At 68.0% G+C, this 15,846-nt stretch carries 13 protein-coding genes; 9 read left to right on the plus strand and 4 right to left on the minus strand.

What is annotated here, in order from left to right; translation table 11 throughout:
* Nucleotides 1–77 precede the first annotated feature (77 nt).
* Together ACTJJP_RS05785 and ACTJJP_RS05790 are read right to left on the minus strand one after the other, a co-directional pair.
* The gene (locus ACTJJP_RS05785; protein ID WP_440774068.1) at nt 78–413 is read right to left on the minus strand and encodes a hypothetical protein; all 336 of its coding nucleotides are present in this window, start codon (nt 411–413) and stop codon (nt 78–80) included.
* Complete coding sequence (locus ACTJJP_RS05790) at nt 410–757, minus strand: DUF7882 family protein (RefSeq protein ID WP_440774069.1); 348 nt, start codon at nt 755–757, stop codon at nt 410–412. The genes ACTJJP_RS05785 and ACTJJP_RS05790 overlap by 4 nt, the downstream gene beginning before the upstream one ends.
* A gap of 197 nt (nt 758–954) precedes the next feature.
* Here ACTJJP_RS05790 and ACTJJP_RS05795 point away from each other — a divergent pair, with 197 nt between their 5' ends.
* From ACTJJP_RS05795 to ACTJJP_RS05805, 3 genes are all read left to right on the plus strand, one after another.
* Complete coding sequence (locus ACTJJP_RS05795) at nt 955–1,596, plus strand: ANTAR domain-containing protein (protein ID WP_440774070.1); 642 nt, start codon at nt 955–957, stop codon at nt 1,594–1,596.
* A 29-nt stretch (nt 1,597–1,625) separates the two neighbouring features.
* Complete coding sequence (locus ACTJJP_RS05800; protein WP_363437508.1) at nt 1,626–2,336, plus strand: GAF and ANTAR domain-containing protein; 711 nt, start codon at nt 1,626–1,628, stop codon at nt 2,334–2,336.
* Nucleotides 2,337–2,490: 154 nt separating this feature from the next.
* Complete coding sequence (locus ACTJJP_RS05805; RefSeq protein WP_440774071.1) at nt 2,491–2,892, plus strand: aldehyde dehydrogenase; 402 nt, start codon at nt 2,491–2,493, stop codon at nt 2,890–2,892.
* A gap of 45 nt (nt 2,893–2,937) precedes the next feature.
* On the opposite strand, the gene ACTJJP_RS05810 is transcribed toward ACTJJP_RS05805, so the two are convergent.
* Nucleotides 2,938–3,195 (minus strand): nuclease, encoded by a 258-nt coding sequence (locus tag ACTJJP_RS05810; RefSeq protein ID WP_440774072.1) that lies wholly within the window; start codon nt 3,193–3,195, stop codon nt 2,938–2,940.
* A gap of 261 nt (nt 3,196–3,456) precedes the next feature.
* Here ACTJJP_RS05810 and ACTJJP_RS05815 point away from each other — a divergent pair, with 261 nt between their 5' ends.
* From ACTJJP_RS05815 to ACTJJP_RS05840, 6 genes are all read left to right on the plus strand, one after another.
* Nucleotides 3,457–4,785: a DNA methyltransferase gene (locus tag ACTJJP_RS05815; protein ID WP_440774073.1), complete on the plus strand. Its 1,329-nt coding sequence runs from the start codon at nt 3,457–3,459 to the stop codon at nt 4,783–4,785.
* A gap of 10 nt (nt 4,786–4,795) precedes the next feature.
* The gene (locus ACTJJP_RS05820) at nt 4,796–7,393 is read left to right on the plus strand and encodes an ATP-binding protein (protein ID WP_440774074.1); all 2,598 of its coding nucleotides are present in this window, start codon (nt 4,796–4,798) and stop codon (nt 7,391–7,393) included.
* Nucleotides 7,394–7,704: 311 nt separating this feature from the next.
* Nucleotides 7,705–9,093: an MFS transporter gene (locus tag ACTJJP_RS05825; protein ID WP_440774075.1), complete on the plus strand. Its 1,389-nt coding sequence runs from the start codon at nt 7,705–7,707 to the stop codon at nt 9,091–9,093.
* A gap of 5 nt (nt 9,094–9,098) precedes the next feature.
* Complete coding sequence (locus ACTJJP_RS05830) at nt 9,099–11,393, plus strand: molybdopterin oxidoreductase family protein (protein ID WP_440774164.1); 2,295 nt, start codon at nt 9,099–9,101, stop codon at nt 11,391–11,393.
* Nucleotides 11,386–13,038, plus strand: a complete 1,653-nt coding sequence (locus ACTJJP_RS05835; protein WP_440774076.1) for an FAD-dependent oxidoreductase — start codon at nt 11,386–11,388, stop codon at nt 13,036–13,038. The genes ACTJJP_RS05830 and ACTJJP_RS05835 overlap by 8 nt, the downstream gene beginning before the upstream one ends.
* Before the next feature lie 184 nt (nt 13,039–13,222).
* Nucleotides 13,223–13,855, plus strand: a complete 633-nt coding sequence (locus ACTJJP_RS05840) for a LysE family translocator (protein WP_440774077.1) — start codon at nt 13,223–13,225, stop codon at nt 13,853–13,855.
* Nucleotides 13,856–14,170: 315 nt separating this feature from the next.
* Here the strand turns inward: ACTJJP_RS05840 and ACTJJP_RS05845 are convergent, their stop codons facing one another.
* Nucleotides 14,171–15,646, minus strand: coding sequence for an FAD-dependent oxidoreductase (locus ACTJJP_RS05845; RefSeq protein ID WP_440774078.1), 1,476 nt, complete (start codon nt 15,644–15,646; stop codon nt 14,171–14,173).
* Nucleotides 15,647–15,846: the final 200 nt, after the last annotated feature.

Below are 15,846 nucleotides of genomic sequence, written 5' to 3' on the forward strand. Positions count from 1 at the left end.
GAAAACGCGGTTTCGCCGTTTTGCCGGACCTTTTTACACGGGCTATTGCCAGTCTCGGCGCGACGTGGACTCGGCCTCTAGAAAACGAGGGAGAGGACGACGGCCCCGATTGTCAGCAGCATGACCGCGATCGCCCCGACGGCGATGGCGAGGGGCGGGGTCAGTCGCTCGAGAAGGGTCGACGCGTCGGTTCTCTTGGCAGCGCGGAGCGCGCTGAGTTGGGCGGCACGAAGGGTTGGGTGCCGTCCCAAGGGCGTCGAATGTCTATCGAAAGCGATGAAGGATCCATCGGGCACCATCACGACGTGCCCGAGGGTCGATTCCCCGACTTTCGCGGTGTGATGCCCCTCTTCCTCCACCGTCCACACGGCGTGGACTCGGCGTGGCGTCAGGTTCATGGCGCTGTTGCTCACGCGACGGAGCGTGCCGCTCCGGGCATGGCCGCGCCATCGAGTCCGTTGGACTCGATGACATCGATGACGATGCCGGCGGTAGAATGCGCGGCCTGCGCGAGGCGGCGGAGGGTTTCCCTGTCCAGCGCGATCTCTTCGTCGACATCGAAGACGAATCGCAGCGGGATGGCGGCGTGCATCCAGGCAGTGGATCGGCGACTTGTAGCAGCGTCAGTGTGTCGCCACGTGACGGTGAAACTCTCGCCGCGCCGCAATCTCACGACGGTGACCGCGTACAGATGCGCGAGGGGAGTATCCGGAATACGAATCGGCTCTGAAGTCGAGCCGTAGAACAGGCGTCCCATTCCCTTACCCCATTCGACGCGATGACAAGAAAGTCAGCCGGGGTCTGGGGCAACTACGATCACGATAAAGGCGCGTGCCGTGTAATGCAACGATTGATCAATCCCCCGCGCCGCGGCATCACTGACGCGGTGCCCGTAGAGTGGGGCGAGGCGTCCCCTAGACCTAGGCCGCTGGGTTCGACTAGGTCAGGAGTTTCATGCCACCCGATCGCGTGTCTCCCCCGTCACTCTGTCTGGGGTTCATCGATTCGTTCCCGGTTCAACACGTCGCTGTCTCGTCGCTCGGTGCGCCGTTCGAGGTCGAGACGATCTGCGCGAGCGACGCTGTCGCCGCGGAGCTCGACGAGACGCAGCTCGATTCCGGGGTGGGGCCGTGCTGGCGAGCGCGGGAAACCGCCGCGCCCGTCCTCCTTCCGGATCTGCGGAACGGTGCGGTCTCCGCGTGGCCGCTGTTCCTGGCGACAGCCACGCGACATGGCATCTCTTCCGCGTACGCCTTTCCGATGGTGGTGGGCCTGCTGGAGGTCGGGGTCGTGAATCTCTACGCCACCCGCGCCCACGCCCTGTCGGACGAACAGGTCGGTGAGGCCGCCCTGTTGGCGAACTCCGCGGGTCAGCAGATCTTGCGGTCTGCCCTCGACTCCGTCGACGACGATGTCACCGCGAACGTCTCCCCTCGACGGTTCGTCCATCAGGCCACCGGCATGGTCGTGGCGCAGCTGCGCGTGGCACCCGACGACGCGTTGCTCATCATCCGCGCGCACGCGTTCGCCTCGGGACGGACCGTGCGCGAGGTGGCGGAGGCGATCATCTCGCGCGACATCGACTTTTCGGTGTGAAAGTGAACGGACGGAAGTAGGTTGCACTCATGACGAGCACATCGCGGGAGAAAGACCTGGTCGATACTTTCGTCGAGCTCGCCGACACCATGGTCAGCGGGTACGACATCGTCGACCTGCTCTACCTGTTGGTCAGCCGGTGCGCCGAGACCTTCGGTGCCGCCGACGCCGGCATCCTGCTTCCCGACGCGCACGGGTCGCTCGAGGTCGTCGCGTCGACGAGCGAGCGCAGCCAGCTCATCTCGCTCCTGCAGCTCGACGCGGAGCAGGGCCCCTGCCTCGATGCCTATCACTCCGGCCAGCCGGTCACCGTCGACGACTTCGCCGCGATTCACGAGCGGTGGCCGCGGTTCGCGGACGCCGTCGGTGAGTTGGGGTATCAGTGGATGCACGCGATCCCCCTCCGACTCCGCGAGGAGGTCATCGGTTCGTTGAACCTCTTCGGCGACACCCCCGACGCGCTCTCCGCCGAAGACGCCCTCGCCGCGCGAGGTCTCGCGGACATCGCGACGATCGGCATCCTTCACGAACGGGCGTTCCGCGAGTCCGACCTCGCTCGCACGCAGCTGCAGCACGCCCTGGACAGCCGTGTCGTGATCGAGCAGGCGAAGGGCGTCCTGTCTCACTCACATGGCGTCGACATGGAGGAGGCGTTCCGCCTTCTGCGAGAGCAGGCGCGCAGCACTCAACGGAAGCTCGCCGACGTCGCCCGCGACGTCATCGCCGACGCCATCCGCTGACGGGGCCCGGGCATAATCGCACGTCCCCGATCACCTGATCAACCTCCTTCGAGTACTGTCGGCGGCCGTCGTCGCGGGCGTAGCATCGCGGGTACGCCGGAGTCCCTCCGCGGCATCCGGTCCCTCCGAACCGACGAGAGCACGGGAGATCCAGATGGACACGATGGCAATGATGAAGTCGATGGACATGGGCGAGATGACCATGGACATGGATGCCATGCAGGAATGCATGCAGTCGCTGAACGCCTGCGCGATGGCCGCGGCGATGTGCGCCGGCAGCGACATGATGCACGGCGCCGAGATGGCGACCTGTTGCGCGATGTGCTCGAACATGGTCGAGATGGCTCAGGCGACGATGCACATGATGATGCGTCCGGCCGGGATGAACATGGACGTGATGAGCGCCATGATGACCGCCTGCATGACCATGGGCAAGGCCTGCGCCGCCGAGTGCCGCGCGCACGGCGACATGGACGAGATGTGCCGCTACTGCGCGATGGCCTGCGACGACATGGTCGTGAAGTGCGAGGCCATGATGGCCTCGATGTCTTCCTGAGTTCTCTTCACGCGCGGCCGCTGACGTTCGTCGGCGGCCGCTCGGCTATGCGGCGCGTGCGGTCGTGAGGATCGCCGACGCGCTGAGCAGTTCGGCGACCGGGTGAAAAGCCACCGGCTCCCCCACCGCGATGTCGACGGCAGGTCCGACGACCCGCAGGTTCGCCGTCGCGCCGTCGAGCAGCGCAACGGTCACCGTCGCGCCTTCGGCGCCGACGACCAGGCCGTCCCACCATGCGGAGGGGTTCGAGGCTGCCATGCAGCGCTGGATCGGGTGGACTGTCGACGAGATCGTGCGGGACATGGCTTCACCTGCCTTCGGAGGGGTTGGTGAGATGAAGCTACGGGATGCCGCGGGAGCGGGCGATCTGGGGCGTAGTGGGGCGTAACACCCGGACAAAAGTCGGCGTCCGCTTGTGACGACCGGCGTCGCGCCTATAGGCGAGGTGGACAGCGTGGTCAGCTCGTCCGATCACAATGCAGCCGTGGCGGACGGCATTCAACGAGTCGCCGACGAGTGGCTACGATGACTGGGTAGCCCTCACCGGGGGGTCCAGGTGGGGAGGTGACATTGGACGACGTCGCGGCGCGAACGCCTTCACTCCTGCAGTTCACTGAACATAGCGACCGATCGCTCACCCATCGGATGTTTCGCTACCCTGCCAAGTTTCACGTCCCGGTTGCCGCAGGGCTGATCGAGCAATTTTCTACGCCGGGACAGACCATCCTCGATCCCTTCTGCGGAAGCGGCACCATTCTTGTCGAGGCATCAGTCCGTGGCCGCAGCAGCGTCGGGACGGATCTTGACCCACTCGCGGTAGCAGTGTCGCGCGCCAAGACCAGCAGCTTCCCCCCCGGCCAGCTGGAGAGCGTGACGGAAAGACTGCAGACCTGCCTCGCGACGCTGAGGCGCCCGGACTCGGAATACCTCGCCTTAGCCAAAAGCGACCTGACCGATGACGACTACCGTCGCGCCTTGGACGGCCTGTGGGTGCCGGCCATTCCTAGGCTCCGGCATTGGTTCAGGAACTACGTCATCATCGACCTCGCGCGTATCCGCTCCCAGATTCTCAAACTTGAGCTGGCACCCGCGATAGAACGTTGGATCATGGTGGTGTTTGCGTCCATTATCAGGAACGCTAGTAATGCTGACCCTGTCCCGGTATCCGGACTCGAAGTCACCGCTCACATGCGTCGACTGGATGCTGCCGGACGGGTCATCAATCCCTTCGCGCTCCTCGATAAAGCGCTCGGCCGCGCCGTTCGTGGGGCCACAGCGTACGCATCGGAGCGGTCCCCTGCGACCAGCACGTCGGTGTTTCAATCAGATGCCACGACTCTCCAGACGCCAACGCAACCGGACGTCATCATCACGTCGCCGCCGTATCAGAACGCGGTCGATTATTACCGCCGTCACCAACTAGAGATGTTCTGGCTAGACCTGACTTCGACTCAGGCAGACCGACTTGCGCTCCAGCCCTCCTATATCGGCAAGCACCGAGTTGCAGCATCAAATCCAATCCTTAAGGCCCCCTGGGCCCCCTCGCCGACCGCCCAGGAATGGCTCGATCGGATGCAGGAGCAGGCGCCGCCGCGAGCGCGTGACTTCCGTGCTTACATGACGAGCATGGATGCCGTGTTCGCCAGATGGGCGGACCTACTTCCTGCCGGCGGCTTGGCCGTCTGTGTCGTCGGCCGTAGCACGTGGAACGGCGCGAATATTCCGACTGACGAGCTTTTTCTGGAGATGGCTCAGGGGCGCTTCAGCATGCTCGACCACCTCTCCTACCCGGTCAAAAACCGATACATGTCGTACGCAAGACGCAATGGGGCCGACATTGCGGAAGAACACGTCCTCGTTCTTGAGGCCCTGCCGCCAGACGCTCTGCCGTAGGCTCGCACGCGTGAGTGCTTCAGACGTGGCCGCCCCCGACCGCCCAGGGATCACAGTTGGGGAGGCGCTCGAAAAAATTGGAGAGCCTCGCCCTGACCTCACCGTGCGGCTCTCAAAGGAGCTCATCACGCTCCTGAGCGAGCAGCTCTACACTTCTGCTTCAAAGGCCATCGAAGAACTGGTAGTGAATTCCTTTGACGCAGACGCGACTGTCTGCCGAGTCGTAGTTCCAGGGACCTCCTTTGGCACGTCTGCCGCGGAGCTGCCAGTCATTGCCGTCTATGACGATGGTGCGGGAATGGACGAGACGGGTCTCGCCGACCTTTGGCGTGTCGGCGCGTCGACAAAACGCACCGAGCAGGTCGAGCGGATACGTAAACGGACGCAGATCGGCAAATTCGGCATCGGCAAGCTCGCAACGTACGCTCTCGCATCCCGCATTACCTACATCACATCGACCGGTAACGGAGAAATACTCGCCGTCTCCCTCTCGTTCGAGGCCTTTCAATCGGGACCGACTGGAGAGGCAGACGAACCCGTCATCCTTGCCGTGCGGCGGCTGACCACCGAAGACCTCGCGGAACAGCAGGCAGTCGCGCACGTGTGCAAGACGAGCGGCATAGTTCTATCAGAAGAACTCACCCCCGATCGACACTGGACCCTGGTGCTTTTAGAGGAATTCAAACCGCAGGCTGCGAAGCTCTCAGCCGGGCGACTTCGCTGGGTGCTCAGCACAGCGATGCCGATCAGCAATTTTGAACTGTACCTGAACGGAGAGCAGGTGCAGTCACGGCTCCAAGCCCGAGTGGACAACGCACTTGTGAGCTTCTCGCCGGGGGACCTCCCCCAAGAACGCATCGACCGCCTAGAAACACTAACTGGCGAGCAATGGGAGCTGAAGTCGTTTACTACGTCAGATGGATCAGAGGTCAGACTTGCCTCAGACACGCTTCCTGCGGGCGTTGGTGGCCGCGTCTTCGTCACCGACGAGACGATCTATGGTGGAAAAAGCACCGATTTGACGCGCTCGCATGGATTCTTTGTACGGGTTCGCGGTCGTTTGATCGCGGAGGATGACCCTCTCTTTGGTCTTACACCTCTCAGCTATGAGGTCTTCAACAGATTCCGTGCGGATATCGAGGTAGACGACCTAGACGCAGATCTCACCGCTCCTCGAGAGGGGGCGGGCACATCGGATCGCGTCCTCATCCTCCAGCACGTTCTTACCCAACTCTATAATGAAGCGCGCTCTCGTTACGATGAGGTCATTCGACAGCGCTTCAGGCAGGGCACGAAGCGTGAGGACAAACGCCAATACGTCTACCCTCGATTTGTCGAACGGCCAGTCGCGGACGCTTTGCTGAGTTCCACGCAACGCACTGGAGGCGCAGCAAGTGGACAGGAGGCAGATGAAGCTTGGTTCTATATGACGAGACCCTCTGCTGAGAAACTTGATGACATCGCCTCTGGGCTGTACAGCGTAGAAGATCGCGACCCCTTCCAATTTCGTTTGGAGGAAGGGGCCCGAGCTGAGCGGCTCGTGAGTTTTGATCCGGAGTCTCGCACATTCACGGTAAACTCAGAGCACGAACTTGCCCTAGCGTTCGCTGACACTAAACAATCGCTCGATCTGCTATATGACGTGGCGGTAGCCGAGACGTTGCTCGAGGTGTACCTGAGAGAGGCGGGCCTTGCACCTCATCTTATTGGCGATGTACTAGAACGCCGCGATGGACTGCTTCGCAGTCTCGCTCGCGAGCAAGTGAACTCCCCAGCAGCGATTGCGGCCCTTCTTCGGGATGCCACGGCGAAAGACCGAGATCTGGAGGTCGCCATGGTTGTGGCCGCGCGCGCCCTCGGGTTTGTGGCCAAGCACATTGGCAACTCCGATCGTGCGGATGGAATAGCACGCTTCACCGACTATCCGAATGGCGAACGCAAAATCACCCTAGAAGCAAAGTCCAGCACAGATGTGCCAAGCCTCGGCGCCTTGGACTTCGCCGGCCTCCAAAACCATAAGGAGGTTGAAAAGGCAGACGGCTGCCTTGTGATTGCGCCAAGTTATCCTGGTGGAACACGCGGCGAAGACGCGCAAGCAGCGCAACGAGCGGTTGCCGCAAAAGTAAGTTGCTGGACTATCGAACAGCTTGCACAGGTCGTCGCGTCACTTGCCAGCCGCGACATCACAGCCAGGGATGTCTTGGGCATTGTTCTTCATAAGTATGCGCCAGAGGATGTCACGGCGGCCGTGAACGCCCTTCTAGCGGACTCGGCGAACGCTCCGAGGGAACTCGCCGTTTCGATTCTTCGTGCGCTGCGAGTTGTGGAACAGTACGCCCCCGCGGACGCTATTCGCAGTCTCGACATGATTCGAGTCGAACTCGGACGTATGGGGATAAACGCGCCGCTGCAAGAAGCTAAGGATGCGCTGAGGCAGCTCGTTGGCGCTTCAGGAGGAACGCTCACTCTCTTGAGTGACGACCGCATCTTGTACAACGCTTCATTGGAAGAGGTCGAACGTCGCACCGCACCATGGGCTGCGAACTCACACACAGACCGTCATGCGAGCACGTTCCATGACCTCGGGAGGGGGGCTCCAGAAGTCTAGGCCCGGCCGTCCCGCCACCAGGGCGGATCCGCGTCCAGTTATGAGCACCCGTATACGGCGACCGTTTTCCAATCTGAGTCTGCGCGCGTTGCGGTCTTCTGCTCATTCGGTTCCGGCAGGTTGCCGTGCGCTGGCTCCGTGTAACGCCCACGTAAACTCCCCCTCTCCCGTCGCCCAGCCGCGGGTGAAACAACCGTTACCTCCCCGCCCCCGGGCACGCGTCCCCGGGAAACCCCTCCTCCCTACGCTGGCGACCACGCCCCGCCCATGCGAGGCGCTGCACCTCCCCACATCGCCTTCCGGAGGACTCCGTGACCGTCACCGACCCGCGTCCCGAAACCGCAACGCCGCCCGCGGCCGTAACAGAAACAGCGGAACTACAGCACCGCCCCGGCCGCTGGATCGACAACTGGAACCCCGAGAACGCCACCCAGTGGGCCAAAGAGGGCAAGGCCATCGCCTCCCGCAATCTGCGGTGGTCGATCTTCGCCGAGTTCCTCGGGTTCGTCGTCTGGCAGCTGTGGTCGGTCGTCGTCGTCTCGCTGCCCGCGGCGGGCTTCCAGCTCTCCACGGGTGAGATCTTCTGGCTCATCTCCATGCCGAGCCTGGTGGGCGCGACGCTGCGCATCCCCTACACGTTCATGGTTCCGCGCTTCGGCGGCCGCAACTGGACGATCGTGTCGGCCGGCCTGCTGCTCATCCCGAGCATCGGCCTCGCCATCGCGGTGTCGAACCCCGCGACCCCGTTCGGCCTGCTGCTCCTGATCGCGGCGTTCGCAGGCTTCGGCGGCGGCAACTTCGCAAGCTCCATGGCCAACATCACGTTCTTCTACCCAGCGGCCCAGAAGGGGTACGCGCTCGGACTCAACGCCGCCGGCGGCAACCTGGGCGCCTCGGTCGCCCAGTTCGTCGTGCCGATCGTCATCACCGTCGGCGCCGCCGCCACCCTCAACCTGCCGCTCGCGGGTCTCATCTGGGTGCCGCTGATCCTCGTCGCCATGGTCGGCGCCTACTTCCGCATGGACAACCTCTCCAGCGCCAAGGCCGACATCACGGCATCCCTCGCCGCTCTCAAAGAGCCGCACCTGTGGATCATGGCCGTCCTCTACATCGGCACCTTCGGCTCGTTCATCGGCTTCGCCGGCGTCTTCCCGAAGCTCCTCGCCGACACGTTCCCCGATTTCAAGGGGATCGCGATCGGCACCGCCACCGTCACCCTCGCCTTCCTGGGTGCCCTCGTCGGGTCGCTCGCCCGCCCCTACGGCGGCAAGCTCGCCGACCGCTTCGGCGGCACCGTCATCACGATGGGCGCGTTCACGGTGATGGGTCTCGGCATCCTGGGCGTCATCCTGACCCTGCCGATGCAGAACTTCGCGGTCTTCCTGCTCTGCTTCCTGGTGCTGTTCGCCGCAGCGGGCATGGGCAACGGCGCGACCTACCGCATGATCCCGACGATCTTCGCCCTCCGCTCGAACAACGGGATCGGCGCGCAGCGCAAGGCCGCCGCCGCCCTCGGCCTCATCTCGGCGATCGGCGCGTACGGCGGGTTCTTCATCCCGCAGCTGCTCGGCTTCTCGAAGACGACGTTCGGCTCGTACACCCCCGCCCTCGGCTGGTTCGCCCTGGCGTACGTCGCCTTCCTCGCCCTCACCGCCGGGGTCTACCTGCGGATGGCGAAGAAGACCGGCACCCGGATCTGATGACCATGAGCTCCGCCGACACCCACTGCCCCTACTGCGCGCTGCAGTGCGCCATGACCGTGACCCACGACGGGTCCACCACGGTCGCCGGCCGCGACTTCCCCACCAACCGGGGAGGGCTCTGCGCCAAGGGCTGGACGTCGGCGGAGCTCCTGGCATCCCCCCAACGACTCCGGATGCCGTTGACCCGACAGTCCGACGGAACCCTCGCCGAAACCACCTGGGACGAGGCACTGGATGCCGTCGCCGCGGCGTTCCGCGACACGAAGGCCGCGCACGGAGCCGACGCCAACGCCATCTTCGGCGGCGGCGGCCTCACTAACGAGAAGGCCTACCAACTCGGCAAGTTCGCCCGGGTCGCTCTCGGCACCTCGCGCATCGACTACAACGGCCGGTTCTGCATGTCGTCGGCGGCCGCGGCATCCAATCGCGCGTTCGGCATGGACCGCGGCCTGCCCTTCCCCGTCACCGACGTCGACGAGGCCGAGACGATCCTGCTGCTCGGCTCCAACGTGGCCGCGACGATGCCGCCGTTCCTCGCGCACCTCGCCGGAGCCCGCGCCGCCGGCGGACTGATCGTCGTCGACCCGCGTCGCTCGGCCACCGCGCGCCTCACCGAAGACGGCGCCGGCACCCACCTGCAGGCGGCCCCCGGAACCGACCTTCCGCTCCTCCTCGGCCTCACCCATATCGCCCTCGCCGAGGGGCTCGCCGACCGTGCGTATATAGATGAACGCACGACGGGCTTCGACGCCGTGCGGCGGTCGGTCGCCGCGTGGTGGCCCGAGCGCACCTCGTCTACCACCGGCGTCCCCGTCGCAGACCTGCGCGCCACCGCCCGCCGCCTCGCCGCGGGACGCGCGTACATTCTCACCGGACGCGGCGTGGAACAACACGTCGACGGCACCGCCACCGCCACCGCCGCGATCAACCTCGCCCTCGTGCTCGGGCTCGTCGGCCGGGAGGGCTCGGGCTACGGCACCCTCACCGGACAGGGCAACGGCCAGGGCGGACGCGAACACGGCCAGAAGGCCGACCAGCTGCCCGGCTACCGCTCGATTCGCGACCCCGAAGCCCGCCGGCACGTCGCCGGGGTCTGGGGCATCGATCCGGACGATCTCCCGGATGCCGGCATCCCGGCGACCGCACTGCTCGCCGAGCTCGGCGGGCCGGTGAAGACGCTGCTGGTCGCCGGCTCGAACGTCGTGGTTTCGGCTCCCGACGTCGAGGCCGTGCGGGCAAAACTCGCGGCGCTGGACACCCTGATCGTCTGCGACTTCTTCCTCTCCGAGACCGCCGCCCTGGCCGACGTCGTGCTGCCCGTGCTGCAGTGGGCCGAGGAGGAGGGCACGATGACCTCGCTCGAGGGCCGGGTGATCCGCCGCCGCCAGGCGCTGCCCGGGCCCGACGGTGCCCGCAGCGAGCTGTGGATCATGGCCGAGATCGCACGGCGCCTGGGCGCGGCATCCACCTGGTCGACGGACCCGGCCGAAGTGTTCGACGAACTCGCCCGCGCGTCGGAGGGCGGCATCGCGGACTACTCCGGCCTCTCGCACGCCCTGCTCGACACCGGCGTCGAGGCGTACTGGCCGTACCGGTCCGAGAGCACCCCGCGTCCGTTCGCCGAGCGTTTCGCGCACGCCGACGGGCGCGCCAGGCTCGTACCGGTCGAGGCCGCTCCCCCGACGCCCACCGACCGCGGCGGAGACCTGACCCTCGTCACCGGCCGCTACCTGCAGCAGTACCAGTCGGGCACCCAGACCCGCCGCGTCGCCGAGATGAACGGCGCCCGGCCCGAGGCGCGGCTCGAGATCCACCCGGCGACGGCGTCGAGGCTCGGCATCCGGGAAGGTGCACTCGTCGCGGTGTCGAACGAACGCGGCACCGTGCGGGCACGGGCGAGCGTGACGACCGACATCCGCCACGACACCGTCTTCCTGCCGTTCCACTACGCCGGCGACGAGTGCGCCAACCGCCTCACCGAAGCTCTCGTCGACCCGACGTCGGCCATGCCCGAGTTCAAGCGCACGCGGGTGCGGGTGGCTCCGGATGCCGCTGTGCCCGCCGCCGCGGTCACGGAGCACGGGCCGGTGGTGGTGTCGGAGCATCCGGGGGTCGGGCCCGCGGCATCCGGTGTCGCGGCCCCGGCTCCGGCCCCGGCCCCGGCCCCGGCCCCGGCCCCGGCCCCCGCCCCGGCTCCGGCGGGCGCCGCGTCCGCGGCATCCTCGTCCGCCGGTCCCGTCCGAGCGGTTTCGACGTTCGATCAGCCGGGCATCACCCAGGAGAAGATTCATGTCTGAGCGTGTGGTGCTGGTGGGCTACGGCCCCGTCGGGGCGCGGTTGATCGAAGGACTCCTGCCCGCGGTGCGCGACGGGCGCATCGACCTCACCGTCGTCGGCGCCGAGACGCACGACGTCTACAACCGCGTGCTGCTCGCCGAGTACGCCGTCGGCCGGGCCGACCGCGACGGCCTCGACATGGGCGACCGTCTCGTCGCCGAAGAAGCCGGCGTCCGGTTCGTGCTCGGCATGACGGTGGTCGGCGTCGACCGCGACCGTCGGGTCGTGCGGCTGCACGACGGCATCCGGATCCCCTACGACCGGCTCGTGCTGGCCACCGGGGCGCGCGCCAACGTCCCCACCCTCGCCGGACTCGAGCGGGCGCAGCGGCACCGCGCGGCGCGGCCCGGGGTTCCCGACCAGCTCGACCAAGGCGCGGCACCGCTCCCCCGCGGCGTCGTGGCGCTGCGCGACCTCGCCGACGCGGAGCACGTGCGCGCGGCGGTGTCGGCCGGTCAGCGCATCGTCGTGCTCGGCGCGGGCGTGCTCGGCATGGAATTGGCGCTGGCCGCCGCCGAAGCCGGTGCTGAGGTGGTGGTGGCGTACCACTCCGCCGCCCCCATGAACCGCACGCTCGACGAGAACGGCGGGCGCGTACTCGCCGCCGCAGCGACCGCCGTCGGCGTCGAGATGATGCACCACGCCCGCGCCGAGAGCATCGTCCAGCGCTACGACGACCACGGACAGGCGTGGTTCGACGGCCTCGTCTGCGCCGACGGCAAAGTGCTCGCGGGCGACCTGCTGGTGCTGTCGTGCGGAGTCGCGGCGCGCACCGAGGTGGCATCCCTCGCCGGTCTCGCCATCTCGAGCGGGGTGCTGGTCGACGGGGCATCGCGCTCCTGGACCGACCCCGACGTCTTCGCCATCGGCGACTGCGCCCACGTCGCCGATCCCGCCGACGCTGGAGCCGACGGCCGTGTGCCGGGGGGACCGAGCGGGCTCATCGGCCCGGGCTGGCGGCAGGCCGACCGGCTGGCGGCGCTGCTGTCGTCGGGCGGGGCGGGCGTGGCATCCGCGGGTCCGGCGGGGGCGTCGACGGGGCTGGCATCCGCGACGACTGCGGGGGTCGCGGGTGTCGTGGCATCCGTCAGCGCGATCCCCGTCGAACGCCCTGGTGTCGTCATGCTGAAGGCCGAAGGCATCGACGTCGTCGCCGGAGGCGCGGTCGACGTCGACCCCTTCTCGCACGCGCCCGGATGCCACGGCCCCCAGGTCACCCTCTGGGCAGACCCCGCCCGCGGCGCGTACGTCAAGCTCGTCACCGTCGACGGCGTCCTCACCGGTTTCGTCTCGGTTGGGATGCCGCGCACCGGCGCCGAACTCACCCTGCTGTTCGAACGGGGCTCCGAGCTGCCCGCCGACCGGTCGTCGCTGCTGCGACTCGACGCCCCCGACACCGGGATGGCCGTCGTCGCCGACCCCTTCGCCGCGGATGCCACCGTGTGCTGGTGCAACGGGGTGAGTGCCGGAGCGATCCGCGAGGCCATCGCCGCCGGGGAACCCACCGTCGCGTGCGTGAAGGCGTCGACCCGCGCCGGCACGGGCTGCGGAGGCTGCGTCGGCCGCATCAGCGAGCTGCTGGCGCGGGAGGCCGTGCCCGCGTAGCCGCGGCTGCGCCCGCGACGCGAGCCGAACTCCGGAGAAACTCGCTCCGACACGGCCCCACCCCCACCTGGCGGCTCGAGCACCCTGGATTTTCCGGAGTTACGCCCGCGTTCGCCGCGGCCCGCCGCGGAACGTCACCCCCGCACGACACCCGCACGAAGCGCGGCAGCAGTACAGTCCGAGGATGCCTCCGATCGAGAACCTCGTGGCTTTCATCGCCGCGTCGGTCGTCATCATCGTCATCCCGGGTCCGAGCGTGCTGTTCGTCATCGGACGCTCCATCGCGCTCGGCCGCCGGGCCGGCGTGCTCAGCGTCGTCGGCAACGCGCTGGGGACCGTGCCCGCGGTGCTCGCGGTCGCCTTCGGAGTCGGCGCGATCGTCGCCTCGTCGATCGTCGCGTTCACCGTCCTCAAGATCGTCGGCGCGATCTACCTCGTATGGCTCGGCATGCAGGCGATCCGCCACCGCAACGCGCACGTCACCGGCGCCGCGGTCGCCCCCACCTCGTCGTGGACGCTGCTGCGCCAAGGCTTCGTCGTGGGACTCACCAACCCCAAGACCATCGCGTTCTTCGTCGCCGTGCTGCCGCAGTTCGTCGACCCGCACGCCGGAGCGGTCTGGTCGCAGCTGCTCGTGCTCGGCTTCCTCTTCCAGGTGCTCGCGCTGACCTGCGACAGCGTGTGGGCAATCGCCGCCGGCACCGCACGGACGTGGTTCGCGCGTTCCCCGAAGCGCATCTCGACGCTGTCGGCGACCGGCGGCGTCATGATGATCGGTCTCGGCGGCGCGCTCGCGTTCACCGGCGCGAAGAGCTGACGCGGGGCGGCGCGGGGCCCGGTCGGGGCGTCACCGATCCGCCGGGTGGTCGCGGAAGTTCGCGCCCATCACGAGGCCGAGCGCCCGCATCTCCGGAGTGAGCCATGTACGGGGCGGCACTCCACCCGCGCGAACCGGGTCGCCCCGCACACGTCGGCGAGCAGGGCAGCCGCCGCCTTCCGCCGGGCGGCGCCGGCCTCCGCCTGTACCGCGCTCCGGACGACCACCCTCGCCCGCCGAGTCCGCCGCAGAAGCCAGCGCCCTCGCTGCGTCGTTCGTGCACGTCTCCGGAGGTGCGCAGGCCGGCGCCGAGGTTCACCCCGCCGGCCGCAGATCCCCGGATGCCGCACCCTCGAGCCGCGTGCCGTCGGGCGCGAAGCGCGAGCCGTCGACGGGACTGTCCCATGAGCGTTCGGCGTCGTTCCAGGTCAGCGGGGTCGGGGCGGCGAAGGTGCGCGTCCGCCCGTCGACCGTCGAGACGGCGGCTGTACGCGGCCCGCGCCGGGCGAGAACGCCGTCGCCCTCCGCGGGCGGTCGGACCGGCGCGAGCGTCGCCGACTCCCGCGCCCCCTCCGACACCCGCGCGCGCCGCGCCGCCTCGCCGATGCCCCGTCCGAGGTCGGCGGGCACCGTCATCCGGGTTCCGATCGTGCGCATCCACTGCGGCCGGTCGCGCCGAGAAACGCCGCGGATCTCGTCGCTCACACGCAATGCCGCGGCGGGGGCGTTCGTCATGCCCCAGCCGCCGTACCCGGTCGCGAAGCGCAGGCGGCCGAGGCCGCGCGGCATCCCTCCGATGAACGGCACCAGATTGTGCGACTGGTAGTCCTGCCCCGACCAGCGCGCGATCTCCGTGCCCACGGGCAACGTGCGCCGCGCCCACGCGGCGAGCTCGTCGGCGAGCGCGCGCTCCGAGGGAGCCGACCCGACCGGATGCCGCGCCCCGGTCACGATGAGCACCGGGCGTCCGTACGACGACGGTGCCGCCACGACGCTACGTCCGTCGGCGCCGGCCTCGCTCCACATGCCGCCCGGAGCTTCGGCATCCCCGTCCATCTCGAACGCGATCGCCCACGACCGCAGCGCACGCGTCTTGAGGTCGTAGAGGCCGCGGCGGGTGAGGGGTGTGCCGGTGGCGAGCACGACCGTGTCGCCGAGGAGCGTGCCGCGGTCGGTGTCGACATGCCCGCGCGGGAGCGCGCGAACATCCGACACGCGGACGCCCGTGTGAATGGCGGCACCGGCATCGACCGCCGTACGGGCGAGCGTGGATGCGAGCAGCACGGGGTCAAGAGCGAGCTGGTCGTCGAGGGCGATGGCCCGCACGGGCGTGCGTCCGCCGAGGTCGTCGGGGGTGTCCTCACGCACGGGGAGCCCGGCCTCGAGCGCCGCGTCGCGCACGGCGTCGAGGACGACGTCGGTGGCGAGGCCCCGCCCGAACGTGAATGCCGTCCGTCGGTCGGCGGCCCCGCCGGCGCGGTCGGCGAGCCACTCCTGGCCCGCGCGATTGGCGTCGACGTACGCGCGGACGAGACTCGCGGGGTGGTGCCGCCGCAGCGCCGCGAGCGTCGTCCCCTGGAGGAGGGATGCCATCCCCACCGACGCCGCGGTCGCCCCCTCGCCCACATCGCCGGCGTCGACCACCGCGACGTCCACACCCGCCTCGGCGAGCATCACCGCGGTCGACAGACCGGTGATCCCCGCCCCGACGATGACGACGTCGTGGTGCGCGTCCGCCTCGAACGGTGTCGCAACGGAAGTCCGGTCTCGAGTCCACAGGGGGGAGGTCATGCGTCCATCCCACTCCGGGCACCGGCGCCGCGGCATCCCGTTGTCTCGTTCCGCGCGATCGTCTATTGCCGCGCGCTCTCGCGGCGCCCGGCCGCGCCTCGCGGGCCCGTCCGCGCTCGCGCCCGCGCCGCCGTAGCCACACGCGAGAAACGCGATCGACCGCGAGAAACACCTCGTCAAGGCGTTTCCGCACGCGAATC

This window comes from Microbacterium sp. 22296 (assembly GCF_052045385.1).
Taxonomy (GTDB): Bacteria; Actinomycetota; Actinomycetes; order Actinomycetales; family Microbacteriaceae; genus Microbacterium.

Bases quoted from the DNA above. Each gene is read 5' to 3' on its own strand.
- ACTJJP_RS05790 (WP_440774069.1), bottom strand. From the start codon at position 757: ATGGGACGCCTGTTCTACGGCTCGACTTCAGAGCCGATTCGTATTCCG.
- ACTJJP_RS05795 (WP_440774070.1), top strand. From the start codon at position 955: ATGCCACCCGATCGCGTGTCTCCCCCGTCACTCTGTCTGGGGTTCATC.
- ACTJJP_RS05800 (WP_363437508.1), top strand. From the start codon at position 1,626: ATGACGAGCACATCGCGGGAGAAAGACCTGGTCGATACTTTCGTCGAG.
- ACTJJP_RS05805 (WP_440774071.1), top strand. From the start codon at position 2,491: ATGGACACGATGGCAATGATGAAGTCGATGGACATGGGCGAGATGACC.
- ACTJJP_RS05810 (WP_440774072.1), bottom strand. From the start codon at position 3,195: ATGTCCCGCACGATCTCGTCGACAGTCCACCCGATCCAGCGCTGCATG.
- ACTJJP_RS05830 (WP_440774164.1), top strand. From the start codon at position 9,099: ATGAGCTCCGCCGACACCCACTGCCCCTACTGCGCGCTGCAGTGCGCC.
- ACTJJP_RS05835 (WP_440774076.1), top strand. From the start codon at position 11,386: ATGTCTGAGCGTGTGGTGCTGGTGGGCTACGGCCCCGTCGGGGCGCGG.
- ACTJJP_RS05840 (WP_440774077.1), top strand. From the start codon at position 13,223: ATGCCTCCGATCGAGAACCTCGTGGCTTTCATCGCCGCGTCGGTCGTC.
- ACTJJP_RS05845 (WP_440774078.1), bottom strand. From the start codon at position 15,646: ATGACCTCCCCCCTGTGGACTCGAGACCGGACTTCCGTTGCGACACCG.